Annotated in this window: 24 protein-coding genes; 18 read left to right on the top strand and 6 right to left on the bottom strand. The window is 73.7% G+C overall.

What is annotated here, in order from left to right; all coding sequences use genetic code 11:
* Window positions 1–284 precede the first annotated feature (284 nt).
* The 8 genes from ACY0MR_RS03380 (at window position 285) to ACY0MR_RS03345 (ending at window position 6879) form a co-directional block, all read left to right on the top strand.
* Complete coding sequence (locus tag ACY0MR_RS03380; RefSeq protein ID WP_388794357.1) at window positions 285–1067, top strand: 2-keto-4-pentenoate hydratase; 783 nt, start codon at window positions 285–287, stop codon at window positions 1065–1067.
* A gap of 7 nt (window positions 1068–1074) precedes the next feature.
* Window positions 1075–1989 carry an acetaldehyde dehydrogenase (acetylating) gene (locus ACY0MR_RS03375; protein WP_403318039.1) on the top strand — a complete coding sequence of 305 codons (915 nt, stop codon included), beginning with the start codon at window positions 1075–1077 and terminating at the stop codon, window positions 1987–1989.
* Window positions 1990–2001: 12 nt separating this feature from the next.
* Window positions 2002–3033 carry a 4-hydroxy-2-oxovalerate aldolase gene (gene dmpG, locus ACY0MR_RS03370; protein ID WP_388794351.1) on the top strand — a complete coding sequence of 344 codons (1032 nt, stop codon included), beginning with the start codon at window positions 2002–2004 and terminating at the stop codon, window positions 3031–3033.
* 35 nt (window positions 3034–3068) lie between these two features.
* Window positions 3069–4220 carry a Rieske 2Fe-2S domain-containing protein gene (locus tag ACY0MR_RS03365; protein ID WP_473559005.1) on the top strand — a complete coding sequence of 384 codons (1152 nt, stop codon included), beginning with the start codon at window positions 3069–3071 and terminating at the stop codon, window positions 4218–4220.
* A 1-nt stretch (window position 4221) separates the two neighbouring features.
* The gene (locus ACY0MR_RS03360; RefSeq protein ID WP_473559004.1) at window positions 4222–4479 is read left to right on the top strand and encodes a hypothetical protein; all 258 of its coding nucleotides are present in this window, start codon (window positions 4222–4224) and stop codon (window positions 4477–4479) included.
* Window positions 4472–5515, top strand: a complete 1044-nt coding sequence (locus tag ACY0MR_RS03355; RefSeq protein WP_473559002.1) for a 2Fe-2S iron-sulfur cluster-binding protein — start codon at window positions 4472–4474, stop codon at window positions 5513–5515. Before ACY0MR_RS03360 ends, ACY0MR_RS03355 begins: the two co-directional genes overlap by 8 nt.
* Before the next feature lie 13 nt (window positions 5516–5528).
* On the top strand, window positions 5529–6305 hold the full coding sequence (locus ACY0MR_RS03350) for an SDR family oxidoreductase (protein WP_473559000.1): 777 nt from the start codon (window positions 5529–5531) through the stop codon (window positions 6303–6305).
* 127 nt (window positions 6306–6432) lie between these two features.
* Window positions 6433–6879, top strand: coding sequence for an SRPBCC family protein (locus tag ACY0MR_RS03345; RefSeq protein WP_473558999.1), 447 nt, complete (start codon window positions 6433–6435; stop codon window positions 6877–6879).
* Here the strand turns inward: ACY0MR_RS03345 and ACY0MR_RS03340 are convergent.
* Window positions 6863–7744, bottom strand: coding sequence for an IclR family transcriptional regulator (locus tag ACY0MR_RS03340; protein WP_473558997.1), 882 nt, complete (start codon window positions 7742–7744; stop codon window positions 6863–6865). The genes ACY0MR_RS03345 and ACY0MR_RS03340 overlap by 17 nt on opposite strands.
* A 181-nt stretch (window positions 7745–7925) precedes the next feature.
* Here ACY0MR_RS03340 and hsaA (ACY0MR_RS03335) point away from each other — a divergent pair, with 181 nt between their 5' ends.
* The 10 genes from hsaA (ACY0MR_RS03335) to ACY0MR_RS03290 all read left to right on the top strand — a co-directional run bounded on the left by hsaA (ACY0MR_RS03335) (window position 7926) and on the right by ACY0MR_RS03290 (window position 17770).
* The gene (gene hsaA, locus ACY0MR_RS03335; protein ID WP_473558995.1) at window positions 7926–9095 is read left to right on the top strand and encodes a 3-hydroxy-9,10-secoandrosta-1,3,5(10)-triene-9,17-dione monooxygenase oxygenase subunit; all 1170 of its coding nucleotides are present in this window, start codon (window positions 7926–7928) and stop codon (window positions 9093–9095) included.
* A gap of 118 nt (window positions 9096–9213) precedes the next feature.
* Complete coding sequence (gene hsaA, locus ACY0MR_RS03330; protein ID WP_392863751.1) at window positions 9214–10380, top strand: 3-hydroxy-9,10-secoandrosta-1,3,5(10)-triene-9,17-dione monooxygenase oxygenase subunit; 1167 nt, start codon at window positions 9214–9216, stop codon at window positions 10378–10380.
* Window positions 10381–10392: 12 nt separating this feature from the next.
* The gene (hsaD, locus tag ACY0MR_RS03325; protein ID WP_388794324.1) at window positions 10393–11265 is read left to right on the top strand and encodes a 4,5:9,10-diseco-3-hydroxy-5,9,17-trioxoandrosta-1(10),2-diene-4-oate hydrolase; all 873 of its coding nucleotides are present in this window, start codon (window positions 10393–10395) and stop codon (window positions 11263–11265) included.
* Between the two features lie 64 nt (window positions 11266–11329).
* Complete coding sequence (locus ACY0MR_RS03320; RefSeq protein WP_392205523.1) at window positions 11330–12226, top strand: VOC family protein; 897 nt, start codon at window positions 11330–11332, stop codon at window positions 12224–12226.
* Entirely contained in the window at window positions 12214–12702 is a 489-nt protein-coding gene (locus ACY0MR_RS03315) for a flavin reductase family protein (RefSeq protein WP_388794318.1), read from the top strand. The genes ACY0MR_RS03320 and ACY0MR_RS03315 overlap by 13 nt, the downstream gene beginning before the upstream one ends.
* Window positions 12702–13571 (top strand): MaoC/PaaZ C-terminal domain-containing protein, encoded by an 870-nt coding sequence (locus tag ACY0MR_RS03310; protein ID WP_473558991.1) that lies wholly within the window; start codon window positions 12702–12704, stop codon window positions 13569–13571. Before ACY0MR_RS03315 ends, ACY0MR_RS03310 begins: the two co-directional genes overlap by 1 nt.
* Window positions 13572–13588: 17 nt before the next feature.
* Complete coding sequence (locus tag ACY0MR_RS03305) at window positions 13589–15268, top strand: FAD-dependent oxidoreductase (RefSeq protein ID WP_473558989.1); 1680 nt, start codon at window positions 13589–13591, stop codon at window positions 15266–15268.
* Window positions 15265–16071, top strand: coding sequence for a glucose 1-dehydrogenase (locus tag ACY0MR_RS03300; RefSeq protein ID WP_473558987.1), 807 nt, complete (start codon window positions 15265–15267; stop codon window positions 16069–16071). Before ACY0MR_RS03305 ends, ACY0MR_RS03300 begins: the two co-directional genes overlap by 4 nt.
* Window positions 16071–16835 (top strand): glucose 1-dehydrogenase, encoded by a 765-nt coding sequence (locus tag ACY0MR_RS03295; RefSeq protein WP_473558985.1) that lies wholly within the window; start codon window positions 16071–16073, stop codon window positions 16833–16835. The genes ACY0MR_RS03300 and ACY0MR_RS03295 overlap by 1 nt, the downstream gene beginning before the upstream one ends.
* Window positions 16832–17770, top strand: coding sequence for an alpha/beta hydrolase (locus ACY0MR_RS03290; RefSeq protein ID WP_392863747.1), 939 nt, complete (start codon window positions 16832–16834; stop codon window positions 17768–17770). The genes ACY0MR_RS03295 and ACY0MR_RS03290 overlap by 4 nt, the downstream gene beginning before the upstream one ends.
* Before the next feature lie 73 nt (window positions 17771–17843).
* Here the strand turns inward: ACY0MR_RS03290 and ACY0MR_RS03285 are convergent, their stop codons facing one another.
* The 5 genes from ACY0MR_RS03285 to ACY0MR_RS03265 form a co-directional block, all read right to left on the bottom strand.
* Window positions 17844–19511 (bottom strand): flavin-containing monooxygenase, encoded by a 1668-nt coding sequence (locus ACY0MR_RS03285; RefSeq protein WP_388794300.1) that lies wholly within the window; start codon window positions 19509–19511, stop codon window positions 17844–17846.
* A gap of 11 nt (window positions 19512–19522) precedes the next feature.
* Window positions 19523–21070, bottom strand: coding sequence for a FadD3 family acyl-CoA ligase (locus ACY0MR_RS03280; protein WP_473558983.1), 1548 nt, complete (start codon window positions 21068–21070; stop codon window positions 19523–19525).
* A 245-nt stretch (window positions 21071–21315) separates the two neighbouring features.
* Window positions 21316–22059 (bottom strand): amino acid ABC transporter ATP-binding protein, encoded by a 744-nt coding sequence (locus ACY0MR_RS03275; protein WP_388794294.1) that lies wholly within the window; start codon window positions 22057–22059, stop codon window positions 21316–21318.
* Window positions 22056–22964, bottom strand: a complete 909-nt coding sequence (locus ACY0MR_RS03270; protein ID WP_404078963.1) for an amino acid ABC transporter permease — start codon at window positions 22962–22964, stop codon at window positions 22056–22058. Before ACY0MR_RS03270 ends, ACY0MR_RS03275 begins: the two co-directional genes overlap by 4 nt.
* A gap of 10 nt (window positions 22965–22974) precedes the next feature.
* Window positions 22975–23850: an ABC transporter substrate-binding protein gene (locus ACY0MR_RS03265; RefSeq protein ID WP_473558981.1), complete on the bottom strand. Its 876-nt coding sequence runs from the start codon at window positions 23848–23850 to the stop codon at window positions 22975–22977.
* Window positions 23851–23892 lie beyond the last annotated feature (42 nt).

Here is a 23892-nt window from a genome sequence, read left to right as displayed (position 1 = left end):
CCCGGTCCACCCGCCACGGACCGGGGCTCCGCGCTGCCCGCGCGGGGACGGCGGGCCTGTGGCACCGGCCTCTCACGGGCGTGTGACGCGGGCCTCCCGCAGGGCTGTGGCACCGGACCCCCGCGGGCCGTGCACCGGCACTCCGCAGGCCTGTGACCCCGACCCGCCGGCCCGTGACACCCCCTCATGGGCCCTTTCCCGCTCACCGGGAACGCGCGCTCCCCCGCGGCATCGGCACCGGCCTAGCCTCGCCGGACAGCCCCGACCCGCAGGAGGGACCCGCCATGCTCACGGACCGCCAGAGACGCGAGGCGGCCGAGCTGCTGCGCTCCGCCGAACGCGGTGCGACGCCGATCGCCCCGCTGACCGGTTCGTTCCCCGGCATCGACACCGAGGACGCCTACGAGATCCAGCTCGTCAACATCCGCCACCGGGTGGCCGCCGGGGCGGAGGTGCGCGGCCACAAGGTCGGCCTGTCGTCCCCGGTCATGCAGCGGATGATGGGCGTCGACGAGCCGGACTACGGACACCTGCTGCACGACATGGAGCTCCGGCCCCACGTCCCCGTACCGGTCGCCCGGTACTGCCGGCCCCGGGTCGAGGTCGAGGTCGGCTTCGTCCTCGGCGACGACCTCCCGGGCGGGACCTGCTCCCCGGCGGACGTCCTCGCCGCCACCGAACGCGTCGTGCCCGCCCTGGAGCTGATCGACAGCAGGATCCGCGACTGGCGCATCACCATCGCCGACACCATCGCGGACAACGCCTCCTCCGCCGGCTACGTCCTCGGAGCGGGCCGGGACCCCCGCGAGCTCGACCTCAGGGCGATCGAGGCCCGACTGACCAGCGACGGCGACCTCCTCGCCGAAGGACGCAGCGACGCCGTCCTCGGCGACCCGGCCGCCTCCGTCGCCTGGCTCGCCCGCACCGTCGCCCGCTTCGGCGTGCCCCTCCGGAAGGGGCACGTGGTGCTGCCCGGCTCGTGCACCCGCGCCGTCGACGTCACGCCGGGAGCCACCTTCACCGCCGAGTTCACCGGGCTGGGCTCGGTCTCCCTCTCGTTCACCTGAGGTGATCATGAAGAACACCAGGACCAAGGCGAGCGCCGCCATCGTCGGCTCCGGCAACATCGGCACCGACCTCCTCCACAAGCTGCTCCGCTCCGACCTCGTCGAACCCCGCTGGATGATCGGCGTCGACCCCGCCAGCGAGGGCCTCGCCCGCGCCGCCCGGGCCGGCCTGGAGGCCAGCCACGAAGGCGTCGACTGGCTCCTCGCGCAGGACGAGAGGCCCGACATCGTCTTCGAGGCCACCAGCGCCCACGTCCACCGGGCCAACGCACCGCGCTACGCCGAACTCGGCATCAAGGCCGTCGACCTCACCCCGGCGGCCGTCGGCCCCGGGGTCGTCCCGCCCGCCAATCTCCACGAGCACCTCGACCGGCCGAACGTCAACATGATCACCTGCGGCGGGCAGGCCACCATCCCGATGGTGTACGCGGTCTCCCGCGTCGTCCCCGTGGCGTACGCCGAGATCGTCGCCTCGGTGGCCTCCGTCTCGGCCGGCCCCGGAACCCGGGCGAACATCGACGAGTTCACCCGGACCACCGCCCGCGGCATCGAGACCATCGGCGGCGCCGGACGCGGCAAGGCGATCATCATCCTCAACCCCGCCGAGCCGCCCGTGATCATGCGCGACACCGTCTTCTGCGCCATCCCGGAGGACGCCGACCGGTCCGCCGTCGCCCTCTCCGTCAAGGAGGTCGCCGAGCAGGTCGCCGGCTACGTGCCCGGCTACCGGCTGCGCGCCGAGCCGCAGTTCGACGATCCGAGCCCCGAGAACGGCGGCATGGCCCGCGTCGCGATCTTCCTGGAGGTCGAGGGCGCCGGCGACTACCTGCCGCCCTACGCCGGAAACCTCGACATCATGACCGCCGCCGCCACCAAGGTCGGCGAGGAGTTCGCCCGGGCGATCCTCGCCCCCGGCGCATAAGGAGCGCACGCCATGCCCCCCACCGCACCCGCGGACACCCTCGACATCCGGATCACCGACTCCTCGCTGCGCGACGGCTCGCACGCCAAGCGCCACCGCTTCACCCCCGAGGACGTACGGTCCGTCGTGGCCGCCCTCGACGACGCCGGCGTCCCGGTCATCGAGGTCACGCACGGCGACGGACTCGGCGGGTCCTCGTTCAACTACGGCTTCTCCGCGACGCCCGAACAGGAACTCATCAAGGTCGCGGTCGCCACCGCGCGGCGGTCCAGGATCGCCTTCCTCATGCTCCCCGGGCTCGGCGTCAAGGACGACATCCGCGCCGCCCACGGCAACGGCGCGGGCATCTGCCGCATCGCCACCCACTGCACCGAGGCCGACATCGCGGACCAGCACTTCGGCCTCGCCCGGGACATGGGCCTGGAGACCGTCGGCTTCCTGATGATGGCCCACTCCACGACCCCCGAGAAGCTGGCGCGGCAGGGCCGGATCATGGCCGACGCGGGCTGCCAGTGCGTGTACGTGGTCGACTCGGCCGGCGCCATGGTGATGGACGACGTCACCGACCGGGTCGAGGCCCTGGTGGCCGAGCTCGGCGACGACGCGCAGGTCGGCTTCCACGGACACGAGAACCTGGCCCTCGGGACCGGCAACTCCATCGCCGCGATCAAGGCCGGAGCACGGCAGATCGACGGGTCCACCCGCCGGCTCGGCGCCGGGGCGGGCAACACCGCCGTGGAGGCGCTGGTCGCCGTCTGCGCCAAGATGGGCATCCGGACCGGCGTCGACGTGCTGAAGATCATCGACGCGGCCGAGGACGTGGTCCGGCCGGTCATGGACGAGGAGTGCCGGCTCGACCGGCTCGCCCTGCTGATGGGCCACGCCGGCGTCTACTCCAGCTTCCTCAAGCACGCCTACCGGCAGGCCGAGCGCTACGGCGTCTCCGGCGCCGAGATCCTCCTGCGCGCGGGCGAACGCCGCCTGGTCGGCGGCCAGGAGGACCAGCTCATCGACATCGCCGTGGAACTCGCCGCCCAGAACTGACCCGCACCGCACCGACAGAAGGAACGAGGGACGAGATGACTGCGCTCAACGACGAGGTCCGTGTCATCGACGCGGGCAGCGTGCCCGCCCGTTTCGCCCGGGGCTGGCACTGCCTCGGCCTCGCCGACGGCTTCAAGGACGGAAAGCCGCACGAGATCGCCGCGTTCGGCACCAGGCTCGTGGTCTTCCAGGGGGCGGACGACGGGCAGCTCCACGTACTGAACGCCTACTGCCCGCACATGGGCGGCAACCTCGCCCACGGCACCGTCAAGGGCGACGCCGTCGCCTGCCCGTTCCACGACTGGCGCTGGTCGGGCGACGGCCGCTGCGCCGGCATCCCCTACGCCCGCCGGGTGCCCCCGCGCGCCCGCACCCGCGCCTGGACCACGCTGGAACGCAACAGGCAGCTCTTCGTCTGGCACGACCCGGAGGGCGCCCCGCCGCCGGCCGGGGTCACCGTCCCCGCGATCGAGGGCGTCCACGGCCCCGACGCGGCCGAGTGGAGCGACTGGACGTGGAAGACCGCGCACGTGGAGGGCTCGAACTGCCGCGAGATCGTCGACAACGTCGTGGACATGGCGCACTTCTTCTACGTCCACTACGCCTTCCCCACCTACTTCAAGAACGTCTTCGACGGACACGTCGCCACGCAGTACATGGAGAGCGCCCCGCGCGGTGACATGGACCTGGGCAACCTCAGCTCCCCGCTCCGCTCCGACGCCTCCTACTACGGCCCGTCCTACATGGTCGACCAGGTGTGGACCGAGGTCGCACCCGGCGTCGAGATGGAGATGGTGCTGATCAACAGCCACTACCCGGTCGGCCCGGACAGCTTCGTCCTCCAGTACGGGGCGATCGTCAAGAAGCTGCCCGGCATGACCGACGAGGAGGCCGCCGAGGCCGCCCGCAGCCTGATCGGGGGACTGGAGACCGGCTTCGAGCAGGACATCGAGATCTGGCGCAACAAGACCCGCATCGATAACCCGCTGCTGACCGAGGAGGACGGCCCGGTCTACCAGCTGCGCCGCTGGTACGAGCAGTTCTACGTCGACACCGCCGACGTCAAGGACGAGATGACGCGGCGGTTCGAGTTCGAGATCGACACCGAGCGCGCCAACCGGGCCTGGCGCTCCGAGGTCGACGAGAACCTGGCCCGCCGGACGGCGCAGACGGAGACCGGAGCCTGACATGCAGCCGGTGGAGTGCACGACCTGCGGCAACCAGGTCCTCTGCGAGAAGTTCAGCCCGGCCCACACCTCCGTGCAGTGGACGGCCGAAGCGGGCGTCGTCTGCACGGAGTTCCGCGGCCGGGTGGCAGCCGGCGGGACCAGCGCCCGGATACGGAGCTGCCGGTCGCTGCGGGCGAGCATCGACCGCGCCGTCGCGGACGGATCGCTGACGGCCGAGTCCCCGGACGGCCCGGCCCCGGAGGCCGCCGATGCCTGAGAGCACGCCCGGTGCCCGCACCCACCGGCTGCGCGTCGTCGAGGTCGTCGCCGAGACGGCCGAGGCCCACTCCCTGGTGCTCCAGGCGCCACCGGAGAGCGCGGACCGCTTCACGTACCGTCCCGGGCAGTTCCTCACCCTGAAGCTGCCCGGGGCGGACGGCGGGCCCGTCACCCGCTGCTACTCCCTGGCCAGTTCCCCCCACACCGGCGAGCCGATGAAGATCACCGTCAAACGCGTCGCCGACGGGTACGGCTCCAACTGGGTCTGCGACCACCTGGCCGCGGGGCACGAGCTGGAGGCGCTGCCCCCGGCCGGCACCTTCACCCCGGCCTCCCTCGACGGCGAGCTGCTGCTCGTCGCCGGCGGAAGCGGCATCACCCCCGTCCTGTCGATCGCCAAGTCGGCACTCGCGACCGGAGGCCGGGCCGTGCTCCTCTACGCCAACCGCGACGAGTCCTCGGTCGTCTTCCGCGACGAACTCCGGGCCCTGACCGAGGCCCACCCGGACCGGCTGCTCGTGCTCCACTGGCTGGAGTCGCTCCAGGGCCTGCCGGCCGTGGACCGGCTGGCCGCGGTCCTCGCGCCGTACGCCGACCGGGAGGCGTACGTCTGCGGCCCCGAACCGCTCATGGACGCAGTCGAACGGGCCCTGCGGACGCTCGGCACCCCCGGTGACCGCGTGCACCGCGAGCGGTTCTTCTCCCTCGGCGCCGACGTCTTCGACCCGCCGGCCGTGCCCCGCGCCGCGCCGGCCGAAGCCGCCGGCACGGCCGAGGTCGAGCTGGACGGCGAGACCCACACGGTCGCCTGGCCGCCGACGGCGCCGCTCCTCGACGTGCTCCTGGCCGCCGGCCTGGACGCCCCCTACTCCTGCCGTGAGGGCGCCTGCAGCGCCTGCACCTGCCGCGTCGTGGCCGGCGAGGTCGCGATGCTCCGCAACGACGTCCTCGACGAACAGGACGTCGCCGAGGGATACGTGCTGGCCTGCCAGGCGCTCCCGCTCACCGAGCGGATCGAGATCACCTACTCCTGACGAGGAACCCACCATGTCCCGAACCTGCCTGGTCACCGGAGCGGCCTCCGGAATCGGCAAGGCCACCGCGGCCCGTCTCGCGCAGCGGGGCCACACCGTCCTCCGGGCCGACCTCCGGGACGGCGACATCCACGCGGACCTGTCCACGCCCGACGGCCGGGCCGCACTCGTCGCCCGGGCACGCGAGCTCACGGGCGGCCGTCTCGACGCCGTCGTCTCCTGCGCGGGCGTCGCGCACTTCGACCCCCTGACCGTCAGGGTCAACCACTTCGGCGCCGTGGCCACCCTCGACGGCCTGCGTCCGCTCCTCGCGGCCGGCACCGATCCTCGGGCCGTGGTCGTCGGATCCATCGACTCCGTCCACCCGACGGACCCCGCGATCGTGGCCGCCGCGCTGGCCGGTGACGAGGAGGCGGCGACCGCCGCCGCCCGGGCGGCCGTCGACCGCGGCGAGGGGCACCTCGTCTACTCCTCCTCCAAGGCGGCGATCGCCCGCTGGGTCCGCCGGGCCGCCGTCACCGCGGAGTGGGCCGGCGCGGGCGTCGCGCTGAACGCCGTGGCCCCCGGCGTGGTCCTCACCCCCCTCACCCGCCCGCTGCTCGACGACCCGGACCTGCGGGCGCTCGTCGAGCGGAGCGTGCCGATGCCGCTGCACGGCCACGCCCGCCCCGAGCAGATCGCCCCGCTCATCGACTGGCTGGCCTCGCCCGAGAACACCCTCGTGACCGGCCAGGTCGTCTTCGCCGACGGCGGCGCCGACGCGACCCTGCGCGGCGACGGCGTCTGGTGACGGCCCGGACGAGGACGCCACCCGGGGCCGACCGCCCCCGCACCCGCCCACCCCGCCGCACCGGCGCCCGCACCCGCCCCCGCGCGGCACCCACCCCGCCGCACCCCCGCCGACCGAGGAGACGCCCATGAAGCCCCGTACGCTCGAACGCTCCACCGTGCTCGCGGCCGCACCCGACGCCGTATGGGCGGTGATCGGCGACTTCGGCGCGCCCGCGGACTGGCACCCGCACCTGCCGCCCGCCACCCTGGAGGGCGGGGCGGACCCGGAGGTCCCCGGCGCCGTACGGGTCTTCAGCCTCGACGGCACCGTCGTCGCCCGCGAGCGCCTGATCGCCCGCGACCCCGCCGCCCGCGCGTACCGCTACACCCTCCTCGAACCCGTCGCCCTCGCCGTCCACGACTACGTGGCGACGCTCGCCGTGCACCCGCACGCCGAAGGGGCGGCGGTGACCTGGTCCGCCGCCTACCGGAGCGAGGACGACGTGGTGCCCCGGGTGGAGGCCCTCTTCGGGGACGCCACCTACGCCACCGGTCTCGCCGCCCTGCGGGCGCGCCTCACATCCAGTCGCTGACGCGGAGCCAGGCCATCATGGTGTCCATCGAGGGCTGGGGAGGCTCCGCCTCGGCCACCGGGCCGGCCGCCCGGCCGCGCCTCTCCACGGGGCGCTCCGGCCCGAACATCGACTGCCACACGGCCCGCGCGCAGCCGCGCACCGCCGGGCCGAGCCGCTCCATCTCCCGGTGGACCCCGTGGCCGCACACCGAGATCGCGGCGACGGCCCGGCCGGAACCGCGCAGCGGAGCGGCCACGCAGAACACCCCCCGGTAGCCCTCCTCGCGGTCGAAGGCCACCCCGCGCTCCCGCGTCGCCGCCAGCTCGCGCCGGAAGGACTCGGGCCGGGTCAGGGTGCGCGGGGTCCGCGGCCGCAGCCCGTCCCGGATCACCCGCTCCACCGCCGGGCCGTCGCCGAAGGCCAGGATCGCCTTGCCCGACGCCGTGCAGTACGCCGGCTGGCGCCCGCCCGCCCGCGAAGGCACGACGGAGTCGTCCGAACCGCCGATCCGCTCCAGGTAGACCACCTCGGAACCGTCGAGCACCGTCAGGTGCACCAGGTGTCCGGTGGACTCGTGCAGCGCGTGCAGATGCGGCAGCGCGGCCCGGCGCAGCCGGTTGTGGTGCGAGGCCATGGCGCCGAGCTCCAGCATCCCGATGCCCAGCCGGTAGTCGCGCCCCTCGCGCTCCAGCCAGCGCAGCTGCACGAGCTGGTCGAGGATGCGGTGCGCGGAGGAGCGGCGGATGCCCGAGCGTTGGATGACCTCGGTCAGCGTGAGCCGCGGCCCCGCGCTCTCGAAGGCGCTCAGCACCTTCGCCGCCTTCTCCAGCAGGGACAGGGGCGGCATCCCGGCCTCGGCAGCTTCGACAGCACTCGTCGTCATCGGCACCTCCCGCACGGACCGCCCGGCCGCCTGACGCCGGCCGGGTCCGTGATCTCCGGTATTGCGTGGAGATTGTCAGAGGATGACAGGTGCTGGGAAGGGGGAGTTCCGTCTCGGAACGGTAACGCGTAGGTTCACTTCCGGCACGGCACGAAGAGACCGGAATCCGCGAGGGGCGCCCATGCACGACCAGGACGTCCTCACGGCGGTCCGCGCCCTCGCCCCCGCCCTGCGCGAGCGCGCGACCGGGACGGAGGCACTCCGCCGCCTGCCCGACACCACCGTCCGGGAACTCGCCGACGCCGGCTTCTTCCGGCTGCTCCAGCCCCGGGCGTACGGCGGACTCGCCACCGCCCCGGCCGTCTTCCACACGGCCGTGCACGAGATCGCCCGGGCCTGCGGCTCGACCGGCTGGGCCGCCTCGGTCCTCGCCGTCCACGCCTGGTTCGTCGCCCAGCTCGACCCCCGGGCGCAGCAGGACGTGTGGGAGACCGACGCCGACGCCCGGATCTGCTCCTCGCACGCCCCCACCGGGCGGGTCACCGCCGTCGACGGCGGCTACCGGCTCTCCGGCCGGTGGCACTTCTCCGCCGGCTGCGACCACGCCCGCTGGGCCCTCCTCGGCGGCCTCGTCACCGACGGCGGGGGCACCCCGCTCGACATGCGGACCTTCCTGGTGCCGAGCGCCGACTACCGCGTCGACGACGTCTGGGACACCGTCGGTCTGCGCGGCAGCGGCAGCAACGACCTCGTCGTCGACGACGCCTTCGTCCCCGCCCACCGGACGCTCGGCTACGGCGCCGTCGCGACCCTGCGCTGCCCCGGGCACGCGACCAACCCCGAGCCGGTCTACCGCCTCCCGTACGCCGCCGTCTTCACCACCACGCTCGCCACCGTGACGGTCGCCATCGCCGAGGGCGCCTACGAGGACCACCTGGCCGCGGCCCGCGGGAACCCGCGCGCGGCCCCCGGACGCCCGGCCGCGGAGGACCCCTTCGCCCAGGTGCGACTGGCCCGCGCCGCCGGCGAGATCGACGCCGCGCGACTGCAGCTCTCCCGCAGCACCGACGAGATGTACGCCCTCGCCGCACGCGGCGCCGAGATCCCGACGGAGCTGCGCGCCCGCACCCGCCGGGACCAGGCGCTCGCCGGCGAACGCGCCCGCACCGCCGTCGACCTCCTCCTGGAGAACGCCGGCCGGGGACCGCTCCGCGTCGGCGACGACGTCCTCCAGCGCGCCTGGCGCGACCTCCAGACCGGCCGCGGCCAGGCCGCCAACGACGTGGAACGGGCGCTCGTCCTCTTCGCCCGGGACGCCCTCGGCATGGACGTCGACGACCCCATGCTCTGAGCCGGAGAACCCTCCCCGGGCGGGGTTCCCGCTCAGTGGGAGCAGCGCGTTCCACCGCTCCCGCGGCACCCCGTACGGTCCTGGCATTCCCCCACCACGACCCGAAAGGGGATGCCCCATGGCCGATGACGTCCTGGCAGCGATCCGCGACCTGGCCCCCGCCCTGCGCGACCGCGCGGCCGAGGCGGAGACCCTGCGCCGGGTACCCGACACCTCCGTCAGGGAACTGGAGGACACCGGCTTCTTCCAGCTCCTCCAGCCCAGGGCCTTCGGCGGCCGGGCCGCCGACCCGGTGCTCTTCTACACGGCGGTCAAGGAGATCGCCAAGGCGTGCGGCTCGACCGGCTGGGTCGCCTCCGTGGTCGGCGTCCACCCCTGGCACGTCGCCCTGTACGACCCCCGCGCCCAGCAGGAGGTGTGGGGCCAGGACCCGAAGACCCGGATCGCCTCCTCGTACGCACCCACCGGCAAGGCCTCCGCGACCGGCGGCGGCTTCCGGCTCTCCGGCCGCTGGCACTTCTCCTCCGGCTGCGACCACGCCCGCTGGGCCCTCCTCGGCTGCCTCGTCACCGACGCCGGGGGCGACCCCGTCGACATGCGGACCTTCCTCGTGCCCCGGTCCGAGTACCGCGTCGACGACGTGTGGGACACCGTCGGCCTGCGCGGCACCGGCAGCAACGACGTCGTCGTCGAGGACGTCTTCGTCCCCGAGCACCGCGCCCTGAGCTTCGGACCGGTCACCGCCCTGAAGGTGCCCGGCCACGAGATCAACCCCGAGCCGCTGTACCGGCTGCCCTACGCCGGGGTGTTCACCACCACCATCTCCACCCCGATCGTCGGCATCGCCGAAGGCGCCTTCGACGCGTACACCGAGGCCACCCGGCAGCGGATCCGCGTCTCGTACGGCCAGAAGGTCGCCGAGGACCCCTTCGCCCAGGTCCGCATCGCCCGCGCCGCGAGCGACATCGACGCGGCCTGGCTCCAACTCTCCCGGAACATGCGCGAGATGTACGGGCACGCCGAACGCGGCGAGGAGATCCCGATGGAACTGCGCACCCGCACCCGCCGGGACCAGGTGCTCGCCACCGAACGCGCCGTGGCCGCCGTCGACCTGCTCATGGAGAACTCCGGCGGCAACGCCATGCGCACCGGCCCCGGACCCGTCCAGCGCGCCTGGCGCGACGCTCACACCGGCCGCGGCCACGCCGCCAACGACCCCGAGCGGGCCCTGGTCATGAGCGGCCAGAGCGCGCTCGGCATCGACATCCACGACACCATGGCCTGAGAGGCGCCACAGATGACCGAGCCCACCTATGAGTCGACCTCCCGCACCGTCAAGGCGGCGGGGCTCACCCTCCACTACCACGAGGCCGGGCCCGCCGGCCGCCCGGACGAGGCCCCCGTCGTCATCATGCTCCACGGCGGCGGTCCCGGCGCCTCCGGCTGGAGCAACTTCGGCGGCAACCTCCCCGTCCTCGCCCGGCACTTCCGCACCCTCCTCGTCGACCAGCCCTGCTACGGCCGCTCGGACAAGCCCGAACTCGACAAGGACTACTTCAGCTTCAGCGCGGACGCCGTCGCCGCCCTCATGGCCGAACTGGGCATCCCACGGGCCCATCTCATCGGCAACTCCCTCGGCGGCGGCACCGCCGTCCGCATGGCCCTGGACCACCCGGACAAGGTCGGCAAGCTCCTCCTGATGGGCCCCGGCGGCGTCTCCGTCAACCTCTTCGCCCCCGACCCCACCGAAGGCATCAAACGGCTCTTCGAGTTCAACACCGCGGCGGAGCCCACCAAGGAGCAGCTGCGCGGCTTCCTCGGCGTCATGGCGTACGACCAGGCGATCGTCACCGACGAACTGGTCGAGGAGCGCTGGGCCTCGGCCACCGACCCCGACACCCGGCTCGGCAGCGCCCGCATGGCGGCCTCCTTCGCCGAACCCGCCTGGGCCGCGGACACGATGCTCTGGCGCGAGGCCCACCGGATCACCCAGCCGGTGCTGCTCACCTGGGGCCGCGAGGACCGCGTCAACCCCCTCGACGGCGCGCTGGTCGCCCTCAGGACCATCCCCGACGCCCGTCTGCACGTCTTCCCGCACTGCGGGCACTGGGCCCAGACCGAGCAGGCCGACGAGTTCAACCGCCTCGCCGTCGACTTCCTCTCCCACTGACCCCGGCCGACCCGTACCCCGTCACCCCCCCCGACCCTTCGTCACGACACGTGAGGTGCACACCATGGACATCCGCGCTCTCGGCTACCTCCGGCTGGAGACCACCACGCTGGACGAGTGGCGTCGCTACGCCCTCGACGTCCTCGGCATGGTGGAGGCGGCCGGCACCACCGAGGACACCCTCTGCCTGCGCCTGGACGACCGCGCCTACCGCATCGTCGTCCGGGCGGGCGGCAGCGACCGCCTCCTCGCCGCCGGCTGGGAGGTGGCGAACGCCGCCGCACTGGCCCGCGCCGCCGAGGAACTGGAGGCGGCCGGGATCGCCGTCAAGACCGCCGACGACGCCGAACTCGCCGAACGCCGCGTCCGGGGCCTGATCCACCTCACGGACCCGTGCGGGAACCCGCTGGAGATCTACTGGGGCCAGGCCCAGGACCACACGGCGCTCGGCACCCCGTACGGCAACCGCTTCGTCACCGGCGACGACCTCGGCCTCGGTCACGTCGTCCTCCCCGTCCCCGACGTGGAGGCCGCGCTCGACTTCTACGAGAACCTGCTCGGCTTCCAGCTCCGCGACTCGATGAAGCTGCCGCCGCAGGCCGTCCCGACCGCCGCCGGGCAGCGGGACTTCCACTGGATGCACTTCCTCAGCCCCAACCGCCGCCACCACAGCCTCGGGCTCTACCCCGGCGCGCTGCCGCCCGGCATCGTCCACTTCATGGTCGAGCTGGAGACCCTCGACGACGTGGGCCGGGGACTCGACCGCATGCACGCGGCGGGCATCCCCATCGCCTCCAGCCTCGGCCGCCACACCAACGACCACATGGTGTCGTTCTACGCGCAGGCGCCCGGCGGCTTCCAGGTGGAGTACGGCTGGGACGGCCTCGTCGTCGACCCCGCCACCTGGGTCGCCAAGGAGATCACCGCCGACAGCTTCTGGGGCCACCAGTGGAACGGCTGATCGACCCCTCCGAGTTCCGCGAGGTCCTCGGACGCTTCGCGAGCGGCATCACGGTGGTGGCGACACTCGACGCGGACGGCGCGGAGCCCGTCGGGTTCGCCTGCCAGTCCTTCGCCTCGCTGTCCCTCGACCCCCCGCTGGTCATGCTGGCCGTCGGCCGGAACTCCACCAGCTGGCCGAGGATCGAACGGTCGGGCCGCTTCTGCGTCAACATCCTCGCCGAGGACCAGCGGGCCACCTGCGCCGCGCTCGGCCGCAGCGGCCCCGACAAGTTCGCGGCCGTGCCCTGGAGCGTCAGCGAGCACGGGACCGTCCGCGTCGACGGCGCCCTGGCCCACGTGGAGTGCGAACTGCACGCCGTCCACGAGGCGGGGGACCACCACCTGGTCACCGCTCAGGTCGTCGCGCTCGACGCCGGAGAGGACGGCCGACCGCTGCTGTTCTTCCGCAGCCGCTACGCCGTGGGCGCCTTCTGATGCCCCTCGACGCCGACCGGATGACCTCCGCACCGCCGGTCCGCACCCCCGTCCGCTGGGACGAGCGCGACGTACGGCTCTACCACCTGGCGCTCGGCGCGGGCGTCCCCGAGACCGACCCCCGCGAACTGCGGTACGTCTACGAGGGCCACCCGAGCGGCCTCCAGGCGCTGCCCACCTTCGGCGTGGTCGCCGGCGGCACCGGCGGCGTCGGGTTCCAGGTCTTCGACCTGCCGGGCGCCGACATCGACCTGGCGAACGTGCTGCACGGCGGGCAGGAGATCACCGTCCACCGCCCGCTGCCCGCCGCCGCCCGGGCCACCGCGGAAACCCGGGTCGCGGCCGTGTACGACAAGGGCGGAGCGGCCGTCGTCGTCCAGGAGTCCACCCTCCTCGGCGAGGACGGCGCGCCCCTGCTCACCCAGCGCAACCACATCTTCGTCCGCGGGGAGGGCGGCTTCGGCGGCGACCGAGGCCCCTCCGAGCGCCTCCCCGCCCCCGACCGGGCCCCCGACCTGGTGACGGAGATCCCGACGCTCCGGCAGCAGGCCCTGCTCTACCGGCTCACCGGGGACTGGAACCCGCTGCACGCCGACCCCGCGACCGCCCGCCGCGCCGGGTACGACCGCCCCGTCCTGCACGGGCTCTGCTCCTTCGGGATCGCGGTCAAGGCCGTCACCGACCGCCTCCTCGACGGCGACGCGAGCAGGGTGGCCGACTGCCGCACCCGCTTCGCCGGGGTGTTCCTCCCCGGCGAGACCCTCCGGCTGCGCGTCTGGAAGACCGCCGACGGCCACCGGCTCACGGCCACGGCCGCGGACCGCTCCGACGCACCGGTCCTCACCGACGCCCGCATCACCGCACGCTGACGACCAGGGAGAACGCGATGAACGACACGTGGGACCACACGTACGACGTGGTGGTCGTCGGCTCCGGCGCGGCCGGCCTCGCCGCCGCCGTCACCGCACGGCTGCGCGGACTGACCGTCCTGGTGGTGGAGAAGACCGACCTCTACGGCGGTTCGACCGCCCTGTCCGGGGGCGCGATCTGGGTCCCGGGCAACTTCCACCTGGACGCCGCCGGGATCGGCGACACCCCCGAGAAGGCCCGCGCCTACCTGGACGCCACCGTCGGCGACCGGGTCCCCGCCGAACGCAAGGACGCCTACCTCGCCCACGGGCCGCGGATGGTGCGCGAGTTCCACGACCGCACCGCCATCCGGTTCGTCCACACCCCCGGCTACTCCGACTACTACCCCGAGCGGCTCGGCGGCTCCCCGCAGGGCCGCTCCATCGAACCGCAGGTCTTCGACCTGCGGAAGCTCGGCCCCGAGCAGCGGGCCACGATGCGCCGCGCCGGACTGCCCACGTACGGCCTCACCATCACCTCCAAGGACTTCCGGCAGCTCAACATGGTCGGACGCACCTGGGCCGGCCGCCGCACCGCGCTCACGGTCGGCCTCCGCGCGGTCCGGGCCAGGCTCGCCCGGCAGGAGCCCCTCTCCCTCGGCGAGGCGCTGATCGCCCGCATGCGGTACTCGCTCGACACGCTCGGCGGCGAACTCTGGCTCTCCGCCCCGCTGACCGGACTGGTCGAGAAGGACGGACGGGTCCTCGGCGTCCGGGTCACCAGGGAGGGACGCGAACTCACCGTCCGCGCGAACGGCGGTGTCGTCCTCGCCTCGGGAGGCTTCTCCCACGACCAGCGCCTCCGCGAGAAGCACCTGCCCGCCCCCACCTCCACCGCGTGGAGCTCGGCGGCCGAGGGCCAGACCGGCGACGCCCTGCAACCCGCCGTGGCCATCGGCGCCGCGACGGACCTCATGGACCGGGTCTGGGGCGCCCCCTCCGTGGTGCCCCCCGAGGGCAAGCCGTTCTTCCTCGTCGCCGACCGGGGCATCCCCGGCATGGTCGTCGTCGACACGTCGGGGGAGCGGTACACCAACGAGGCCGCCCCGTACCACGAGTTCGTCGACGCCATGTACGCCAACGACCGACCCGGGGCGGGCACCGTGCCGTCCTGGCTCCTCCTCGACGCCACCTCGAAGTCCCGCTACGTCTTCCTGGGCCTCCTCCCCGGCCGGCCCTTCCCCAGGGCGTGGCTGGAGGGCGGCTTCGTCAGGAGGGCCGCAACCGTCGAGGAACTGGCCGTACGCATCGGCGTCGCCCCGCGGCGGCTGCGCGCCACCGTGGACCGCTTCAACGGCTTCGCCCGCGCCGGCCGCGACGAGGACTTCCACCGCGGCGACAGCGTCTACGACCGCTATTACGGCGACCCGACCCTGCCCTGTCCCAACCTGGCGCCGCTGGAGAAGGGCCCGTACTACGCGATCCCCGTCCACCCCGGCGACATCGGCACCAAGGGCGGTCTGGTCACCGACGCCACCGCCCGCGTCCTGCGGGAGGACGGCACCGCCATCGACGGCCTGTACGCCTCGGGCAACGTCTCCGCCGCCGTCATGGGAGAGACCTACCCCGGCCCCGGCGCGACCATCGGTCCCGCCATGACCTTCGGCCGGCTCGCGGTCGACCACATCGCCCGCACCGCCCCGGCCGGGCCGCGGTGAACCCGACGACGGCCCCCGGAGAGCCCTGCCCGGCGGCGGACCTGCGGGGGCGGACCGTGGTCATCACCGGTGGGGCGCGGGGGATCGGTGCGGCGTCCGCCCTGGCGGCCGTCGAGGCCGGCGCCCGGGTCGTGCTCACGGACGTCCTGGAGGAGGAGGGCCGGAGCACCGCCCGCCGGCTGGGCGGCGACGCCCGGTTCGTCCGGCACGACGTCACCTCGGAGGACGACTGGAGCGCGGCCGTCGCCTTCGCGGCCGCCGCCTTCGGGCGGGTGGACGGACTGGTCAACAACGCGGGCGTGTCCGGCGGCTCCCACCTCCTGGAGGAACAGTCGGCCGAGGCGTTCCGCCGCGTCCTCGACATCGACCTCACCGGCGTCTTCCTCGGCATGCGGGCGGTCATCCCCGCGATGCGCGAGAACGGCGGCGGCTCCATCGTCAACGTCTCCTCCGCGGCCGGACTCATGGGCCTGGCGCGGACCGCCGGCTACGGCGCCGCCAAATGGGGCGTGCGCGGACTCACCAAGCTCGGCGCCGTGGAGCTCGCCCCGGACCGGATCCGCGTCAACTCCGTACACCCCGGCATGATCCACACCCCGATGACCGCCCACCTCGGGATCGAGCGCGCCGCGGGGCACTTCCCGGACACCCCGCTGGGCCGGGTCGGCGAGCCCCGGGAGATCGCGCACGCCGTCGCCTTCCTGCTCTCGGACGCCGCCTCGTACGTGACTGGCGCCGAACTGGCCGTCGACGGCGGCTGGACCACCGGCCCGCCCCTCCGACCCACCGAGGAGAACCGCTGATGCCCGTCGATCTGACAGGAAAGGTCGCGCTGGTCACCGGCGCGGCCCGCGGCATGGGCGAGGCCGAGGCCCGCCTGTTCGCCGCGCTGGGAGCGAAGGTCGTCCTCACCGACGTCCTGGAGCGGGAAGGGGAGGCGGTGGCCGCCTCCCTGGGACCCGCCGCCCGCTTCGTCCGCCACGACGTCACCGACGAGCGGTCCTGGGCGGCCGCGGTCGACGCCGCCGTGGACGCCTTCGGCCGACTCGACGTCCTCGTCAACAACGCCGCGATCTACTCGACCTCGCCCATCGCGGAGGAGGACCCCGCCCGGCTGGAGGCGATCCTCCGCGTCAACCTGATCGGCCCCTTCCTCGGCGTCCGCGCCGTCGCCACGACGATGCGCGCGGGCGGCGGCGGGTCCGTCGTCAACATCTCCTCGCAGGCCGGCCTCCAGGGCCTGTGGGGACACGGCGCGTACGGCGCCGCGAAGTGGGGACTGCGCGGCCTCACCAGGACGGCCGCCCTGGAGCTCGGCCCGGACGGCATCCGCGTCAACTCCGTCCACCCCGGAGCCGTCGCCACCGCCATGACCGCCCACCTCGGCGGCAGGGAGCACCCCGCCGCGCCCCTCGGGCGGGTGGGGGAGCCCGAGGAGGTCGCCCACCTCGTGGCCTTCCTCGCCTCCGACGACGCCTCGTACCTGTCCGGAGCGGAACTCGCCGTGGACGGCGGCGCGTCCGCGGGCCGCATGCCGGTCCTCGCACCGAAGGGAGCGGACACGTGAACCGACCCCCGCACCGGCCCCGCACCGGCCCCGACCCCGCGGTCCGGAACCTCATCGACCTGGCCACCGCGGCCTTCCCCCCGCTCGCCACGGAGATGACGGACATCGCGGACGTGCGGGCCTTCCTCGCCGCCCGGCCCCGGCCGGACGGCCCGGCGCCCGCCGTCGCCCGCGTCTCGGACCGGGACGCCGACGGCGTGCCCGTCCGGGTCTACGACCCCGCCGTCCACGCGACCGCCCCCGTGATCGTGTTCTGCCACGGGGGCGGCTTCGTCCTCTGCGACCTCGACAGCCACGACGCCTTCTGCCGCTCCCTCGCGCGCGCCACGGAGGCGGTCGTCGTCTCCGTCGACTACCGCCGGGCCCCCGAGCACCCCTTCCCCGCCGCCCCCGAGGACGCCTACACGGCGCTGTCGTGGACGGCGGCGGCCTTCCCGGGCCGCCGGATCGCCGTCGCGGGGGACAGCGCCGGCGCCAACCTGGCCACCGTCCTCACCCTGCTCGCCCGCGACCGCGGCGGCCCGGCGATCACCTGCCAGGCCCTCTACTACCCGATGCTCGACCCGACCCGCTCCCGCGCCTCGCACCGCGAGAACGCCCAGGGGTACTTCCTCACCGCCGACCACCTCCGCTGGTACTGGGACGCCTACGTGCCCCGCCCGGCGGACCGCACCAGCCCCTACGCGGCCCCGCTGGCCGGCGCCGACCTGTCCGGGCTTCCACCGGCCCAGCTCGTCACCGCCGGCTTCGACCCCCTGCGGGACGACGGACTGGCCTACGCGACCGCCCTCGCCTCGGCCGGCGTCTCCGTGACGGTCCACCACCACGCCGGCATGTTCCACGGCTTCCTGTCCATGGCGGGCGCCCTGCCCGCGGCCGCCGAGGCCCGCGAGACCGCCTTCGCGACCCTGCGCGGGGCCCTCGCCCCCGGCTGACCGCCGGACGCGGGTGCGCCCCGTCCCCACCCGACCGAGCGGGGACGGGGCGCACCCGCATGCCGCGGGCACCTCACTCCGGTATCAGGGTGAACCCCTTGTACCCGGAGGCCGCCACGTCCGCGATGATCTCCCCGTACACCCCGAAGCCGCCGATGAACGGCATGAACACCCGTGGCTTCCCGGGGATGTTCGCCCCGAGGTACCAGGAGTCCGCCGCCGGGAACAGCGTGGCCGCCGCCCGGTCGCGGCACTGCGCGACCCACTCCTCGACGGCCTCCCCGCTCGCCTCGATCGCCCGGTGGCCCCGCTCGTCCAGATGGGCCAGACAGTCGGCGAGCCAGTCGACGTGCTGCTCCGCGCACAGCACCACATTGGCCATGACGGAGGGGCTGCCGGGACCGGTGAGGTTGAACAGGTTCGGGAAGCCGTCGACCCCCAGGCCGAGATAGGTGCGGGGACCCCCGCTCCAGACGTCCTTCAGCCTCCGGCCGCCCCGCCCCCGCACCTCCACCCGGTCGAGCGCGCCGGTCATCGCGTCGAAGCCGGTCGCGAACACGATCGCGTCCAGCTCCACACGGGTGCCGTCGGCGAGGACGACCCCGGTGGCCTCGATCCGCTCGATCGGGTTCCCCCGGAGGCTCACGAGGCGCACGTCGTCGCGGTTGAACGCCTCGTAGTAGTGCGAGTCGGTGACGATCCGCTTGGTGCCGATCGGATGGTCCGTGGGGACCAGCAGGTCCGCCGTGGCCGGCTCCTCCACGAGACCGCGGACCTTCTCCTCCCAGAACGCGCGCGCCGCGTCGTTGGCCGCGGGGTCCGTGAGCTGGTCCGGGAAGGTCTTGGAGTACAGGACGCCGCCGAGCCGCCAGCGTTCCTCGTACGCGGCCCGCCGCTCCTCGGCGGACACCTCGAACGTCGCCGAGCGATGCGCCGTGTGGGGCGACCCGCCTCCGCTGAGCCGGGAGAGCCGCCGCCGCTCCGCGTAGCCGGCCTTCTGACGGCGGCGCGTCTCCTCGTCCAGGGGCTCGTTGCCCGCGGGGATGCTGAAGTTGGCGCTGCGCTGGAAGACGGTGAGGTGGGCCGCCTGCTCCGCGATGAGCGGGATCGCCTGGATGCCCGACGAGCCGGTGCCGATCACCCCCACCCGCAGCCCGCCGAAGTCCACGCCCTCGCGGGGCCAGGCGCCGGTGTGGCAGACGGCGCCGAGGAAGTCCCCGGCCCCCGCGATGTCCGGGACGTGGGTGCTGGAGAGGCACCCCACGGCGAACACGACGAAACGGGCCGTCAGCACCTCGCCGCCGTCCGTGCGCACCGTCCAGCGCAGCGTCTCCTCGTCCAGCTCCGCCGAGGTCACCGAGGTCGAGAAGGTGTAAGCGGGGCGCAGGTCGAACCGGTCGGCGACATGGCGCAGGTAGCGGACGATCTCCGGCTGGGCGGCGTACTTCTCGCTCCAGTCCCATTCCTGCTGGAGCTCCTCGTCGAAGGAGTACGAGTAGTCCACGGACTCCACGTCGCAGCGGGCCCCCGGGTAGCGGTTCCAGTACCAGACGCCGCCCACGTCGTCCCCGCGCTCGAAGCCGCGCACGCGGTGCCCGAGGCCGCGCAGCCGGTGCACCGCGTAGAGACCGGTGACGCCCGCCCCGACGACCACCACGTCCACGTCCGCGTCGACGGACGCGTCCGCCCCGACCCGGGGCCGTGCCGCGGGGCCGGGGGATCCGGTGATGCTTTCCTTCACGTTCGTGCTCCTCATCGGATGGTGGTGGTCCCCGCCCGCCGCCGCAGGGCGTTCTTGTCGACCTTCCCCGCCGCGTTGCGCGGCAGGTCCGGTACGGAGCGGAAGGCCCGCGGGACCTTGAAGTTGGCCAGCCGCTCCCGGGTGTACGCGGTCAGGTCCGCCGCGTCGATCAGCGCCCCGGCGGCGGGTACGCAGTACGCGACGCCGACCTCCCCGAGCCGCGCGTCCGGCGCGCCGACGACCGCCACGTCCAGAACGGACGGGTGGCCGCGCAGCACCTGCTCCACCTCCGCCGGGTACACGTTGAACCCGCCCACGACCACCATGTCCTTCAGCCGGTCGGTGATCCGCAGGAAGCCGCGCTCGTCGAGCACCCCGACGTCCCCGGTGTGCAGCCAGCCGTCCGCGTCGACGGCCCCGGCGGTCTCCTCCGGGGCGTCGAGGTAGCCGCGCATCACGTGGTACCCGCGCGTCAGGATCTCGCCCGGTTCGCCGGGCGGCGCGTCCACGCGCAGCTCCGTTCCCTCCAGGGCGGTTCCGGAGGTGCGGGCCAGCGTCTCCGGTGACTCGTGCGGCGGGCAGATCGCGACCACGCCCGTCGACTCGGTCAGTCCGTACGCGGTGCTGACGCTCCGGGCGCCCAGGCAGCTCCTGATCTGCCCGATCAGCGCGGTCGGGATGTTCGCCGCCCCGGTGACCGCCATCCGCATCGAGGTGAGGTCGTACGTCTCCCGCCCGGGATGGTGGACGAGCGAGGTGAAGAGGGTGGGCGCGCCGGTCAGCACGGAGATGCGCTCGTCCCGGATGCGCCCGAGGACGGTCCCCGCGTCGAACACCCGCTCCGGGACGATCGTGGCCCCGCGCAGCAGGCAGGCGAGGACGCCCGCCTTGTAGCCGAAGGTGTGGAAGAACGGGTTGACCACCAGGTGGCGGTCCCCGCGCCGCAGGGTCACCGTACGCGCCCAGGCGTCGTACACCCGCAGGTTCTGTCCGTGGGTGCTGGGCACGCCCTTGGGGCGGCCGGAGGTGCCGGAGGTGAAGAGGACGTCGGCGGTGTCGGCGGGCCGCACGGCGGCGGTGCGGGCGAGGCGCTCCCGCCCGGTCACCCGGTCCGCCCCCGCGAGGAAGCCCGGCCAGTCCGCCGAGTGCAGGGTCACCGTCCGCTCCAGGCGCGGGAGTTCCTCGCCCGAGGCTTCGAGCAGCGCCCGGTAGTCCGTACCGAGGAAGCCGTGCTCGGTGAACAGCAGCCGGGCACCGGACCTGCGCAGGATGTCCGCCGCCTCGGCCGCCTTGTAGCGGGTGTTGACCGGGACCAGCACCCCGCCGGCCGCGACCGCGCCCAGCGCGGCCACCACCCAGCGCGCGCCGTTGGGCGCCCACACGGCGACCCGGTCGCCCGGACCGATCCCCTGCGCGATCACCGCCCGGGCCACCCGGTCGACCCGGTCGCGCAACTCCGCGAACGTCCAGCGCTCCTCGCCGAAGACGAGGGCTTCCTCGTCCCCGTACCTCTCAGCGGCCCAGTCCGCGAGCCGGGCGATGGTCTGCGGGCCCTTCATGACCTGTCACGTCCTCCCTGCGGCCCCGCCCCTCGGCCGGGGCGCGGGTGGTGGAACCACGGCGGTTCGGAGCCTGGCAGGGAGACCGGGCCCGGCGCAGGGGGCGGTTCCCGCTCACCGGGAAGGTGCGCGACGGGCCGGACGGGGACCGGGGGCGTACGCCGGAACCCCCGGACACGGAGGAAGCCGGTCCCTCCCCACGGCGGGGGAGGGACCGGCTTCCTCGACCGGCCGGACAGGCCGGCCTAGGAACGGTCGAGCGCGCGGGCGAGGAAGCGGCGCGTGGCCTGCTCCCGCGGAGCGGTCAGCACCTGCTCGGCGGTGCCCTGCTCCACGATCACGCCGTCCTCCAGGAAGCAGACCCGGTCCGCGACCCGCCGGGCGAAGTCCATCTCGTGGGTGGCCATCAGGATGGTCAGCCCGCGCCGCTTCAGGTCGGCGACGACGTCCAGGACCTCGCCGACCAGCTCGGGGTCGAGGGCCGAGGTGATCTCGTCGAAGAGCAGCAGCTCCGGCTCGGTGGCCAGGGCGCGGGCGATCGCCGCCCGCTGCTGCTGTCCGCCCGAGAGCCGGTCGGGGTGCTCGTGGGCCTTGTCCCCGAGCCCGAGGCGGTCGAGCAACTCGCGGGCCGAGGCCTCCGCCTTCCGGCGCGGGACGCCGTGGACGCGGCGGGGCGCGAGCGTGATGTTGTCCAGCACGCTCAGGTGCGGGAAGAGGTTGTACGCCTGGAAGACGATGCCGATCCGACGGCGGGCGACGTCGGGGTCGAGCCGGGGGTCGGTCAGTTCCGTCCCGCTCAGGTGGACGGTCCCGTCGTCGACGACCTCGAGCAGGTCGACGCAGCGCAGCAGGGTCGACTTGCCCGAGCCCGAGCCGCCGATCAGGCAGACCACCTGGTGCTCGGCGACGTCCAGGTCGATCGAACGCAGCACCAGCCGCTCCCCGTACTGCTTGCGGAGGCCGCGGATGCGCAGCAGCGACTCGCTCATCCGGCCGCCCCCGCCCAGGTGCGCCGGGCCGCCCGCCGCTGGAGCCGGTCGGCGAAGCGGGTCAGCGGGATGGTCACCGCGATGAACAAGAGGGCCGCTCCCAGGTACGGGGTGTAGTTGAAGTCGTAGTCCGCCTTGATCTGCGCGGCCCGCAGGGCTTCGAGCGGACCGAGGACGGCGACCAGCGCCGTGTCCTTCTGCAGGGAGATGAAGTCGTTGAGCAGGGGCGGCAGCACGTTGCGCACGGCCTGCGGCAGCACGACGTGCCGTACGGCCTGCCGCTCGTTGAGGCCTAGGGCCCGGGCCGCGTTCCGCTGCGCGGGGTGGACCGAGTTCAGTCCCGCCCGGAACACCTCGGCGACGTACGCCGTGTAGGAGAGGGTCAGGGCGATCACGCCGAGGATCCAGGGCTCGGAGGGGGTGCCCTGCAGTTGCAGCGCGGGCAGCCCGAAGCCGACGAGGAAGACCAGCAGCAGGGTCGGTACGCCGCGGAAGACGTCCACGTAGACCGTGGCCGCGAGCCGCAGCGGCTGGAGACCCGGCGCGCGGGTCACCCGCACCAGGGCGATCAGCAGGCCCAGGACGAGGATCAGCACCTCGGCGACGAGGAACATCTGGATGTTGAGCCAGAAGCCCCGGAGGAGGTCGGGGAGGGCGGCGCGCAGTTCCGCGCCGTCGAAGAACAGACTGTCGACGCGCTCCCAGCCCGGTGAGGCCACCGCTGCCGCGCCCACGACCACCAGGCCGAGCACGGTGCAGAGGGTGGAGACCCAGGTGTGGCGCCGCTTGCGGGAGCGGCGGTACCGCTGCCGCTCCTGTTCGTGCTCGCTGGGCCGGTAGCCCGTGTCGGGCGTCTTCGGAACGGTGGCCGACCGGTCCGGCGCGGCCGTCTTGCCGATGTCCACAGCCGACCCGTTATCGCTTCAGCTCGGGGACGTCCGCCGAGGCGGAGAGCCACTGAGTGGTGAGCCGGGCGAGCGTGCCGTCGGTCCGGAGCTCGTCGAGGGCCTGGTTGACGCAGGAGGTGTACCCGCTGTTCTTCGGCAGCAGCAGACCGAACTTCTCGGGGGTGCCGCCCGCGTAGCCGAACTGGCCGACGATCTCGCCGTTGTCGAGCTCTGCCCCGGCCAGGTAGAAGACGGTGGGCAGGTCGGTGACGATCGCGTCGATCTGACCGTTCCGCAGCGCGGTCACCTCGTCCTTGGTGGTGCTGAAGACGCGCGGCTGCTTCACGGGCTTGATCTGGTCGAGCACGGCCTGGTAGCTGGTCGTCGCGACCTGCACGCCGATCCTGGCGTCCTTGAGGGCGGTCAGGGACGCGGCCTTCGCGAACCGGGATCCGTCGAGCGCGAGGACGGCCTGATTGGCCGTGTAGTAACTGGTCGAGAAATCCACGGCTTTCGCGCGCTGCGGCGTGATGGAGATCTGGTTGATGTCGAAGTCGAAGGACTTGGCGCCGGGGGCGTACGAATGGGAGAAGGGTTCGACGACCCATTTCACCTGACTGCGTTCGAAGCCCAGCTCTTCGGCCACCGCATAGGCGACGGCGCTTTCGAATCCCTTTCCGTTCGAGGGGGTGTTGCTGTCGAACCACGGCTCGTAGGCCGGCGAGTCGGTCGCGACGGTGAGCCGGCCGCGCTCGTGCAGGCTCGGGTCGTCGGTCGTGCAGGCGGCGGATTCCTTGGCACCGGAGGCTTCGGGGGTGCTGTTCGGCTGCGGTGCGCAGCCGGCCGCCGCGAGCGCGACGAGGGCGGCGGCCGAGGCCGCGAGGGACGTGCGGGTACGGGACATCGGAGGTCCTTAGGGAGAAGTCCGGGAAAGGTGAGAGAAAGA

The organism is Streptomyces sp. JN8 (assembly GCF_055808075.1).
Note: the sequence above shows the minus strand (reverse complement) of the source record. Positions and strands in the feature narration are given on the sequence as shown.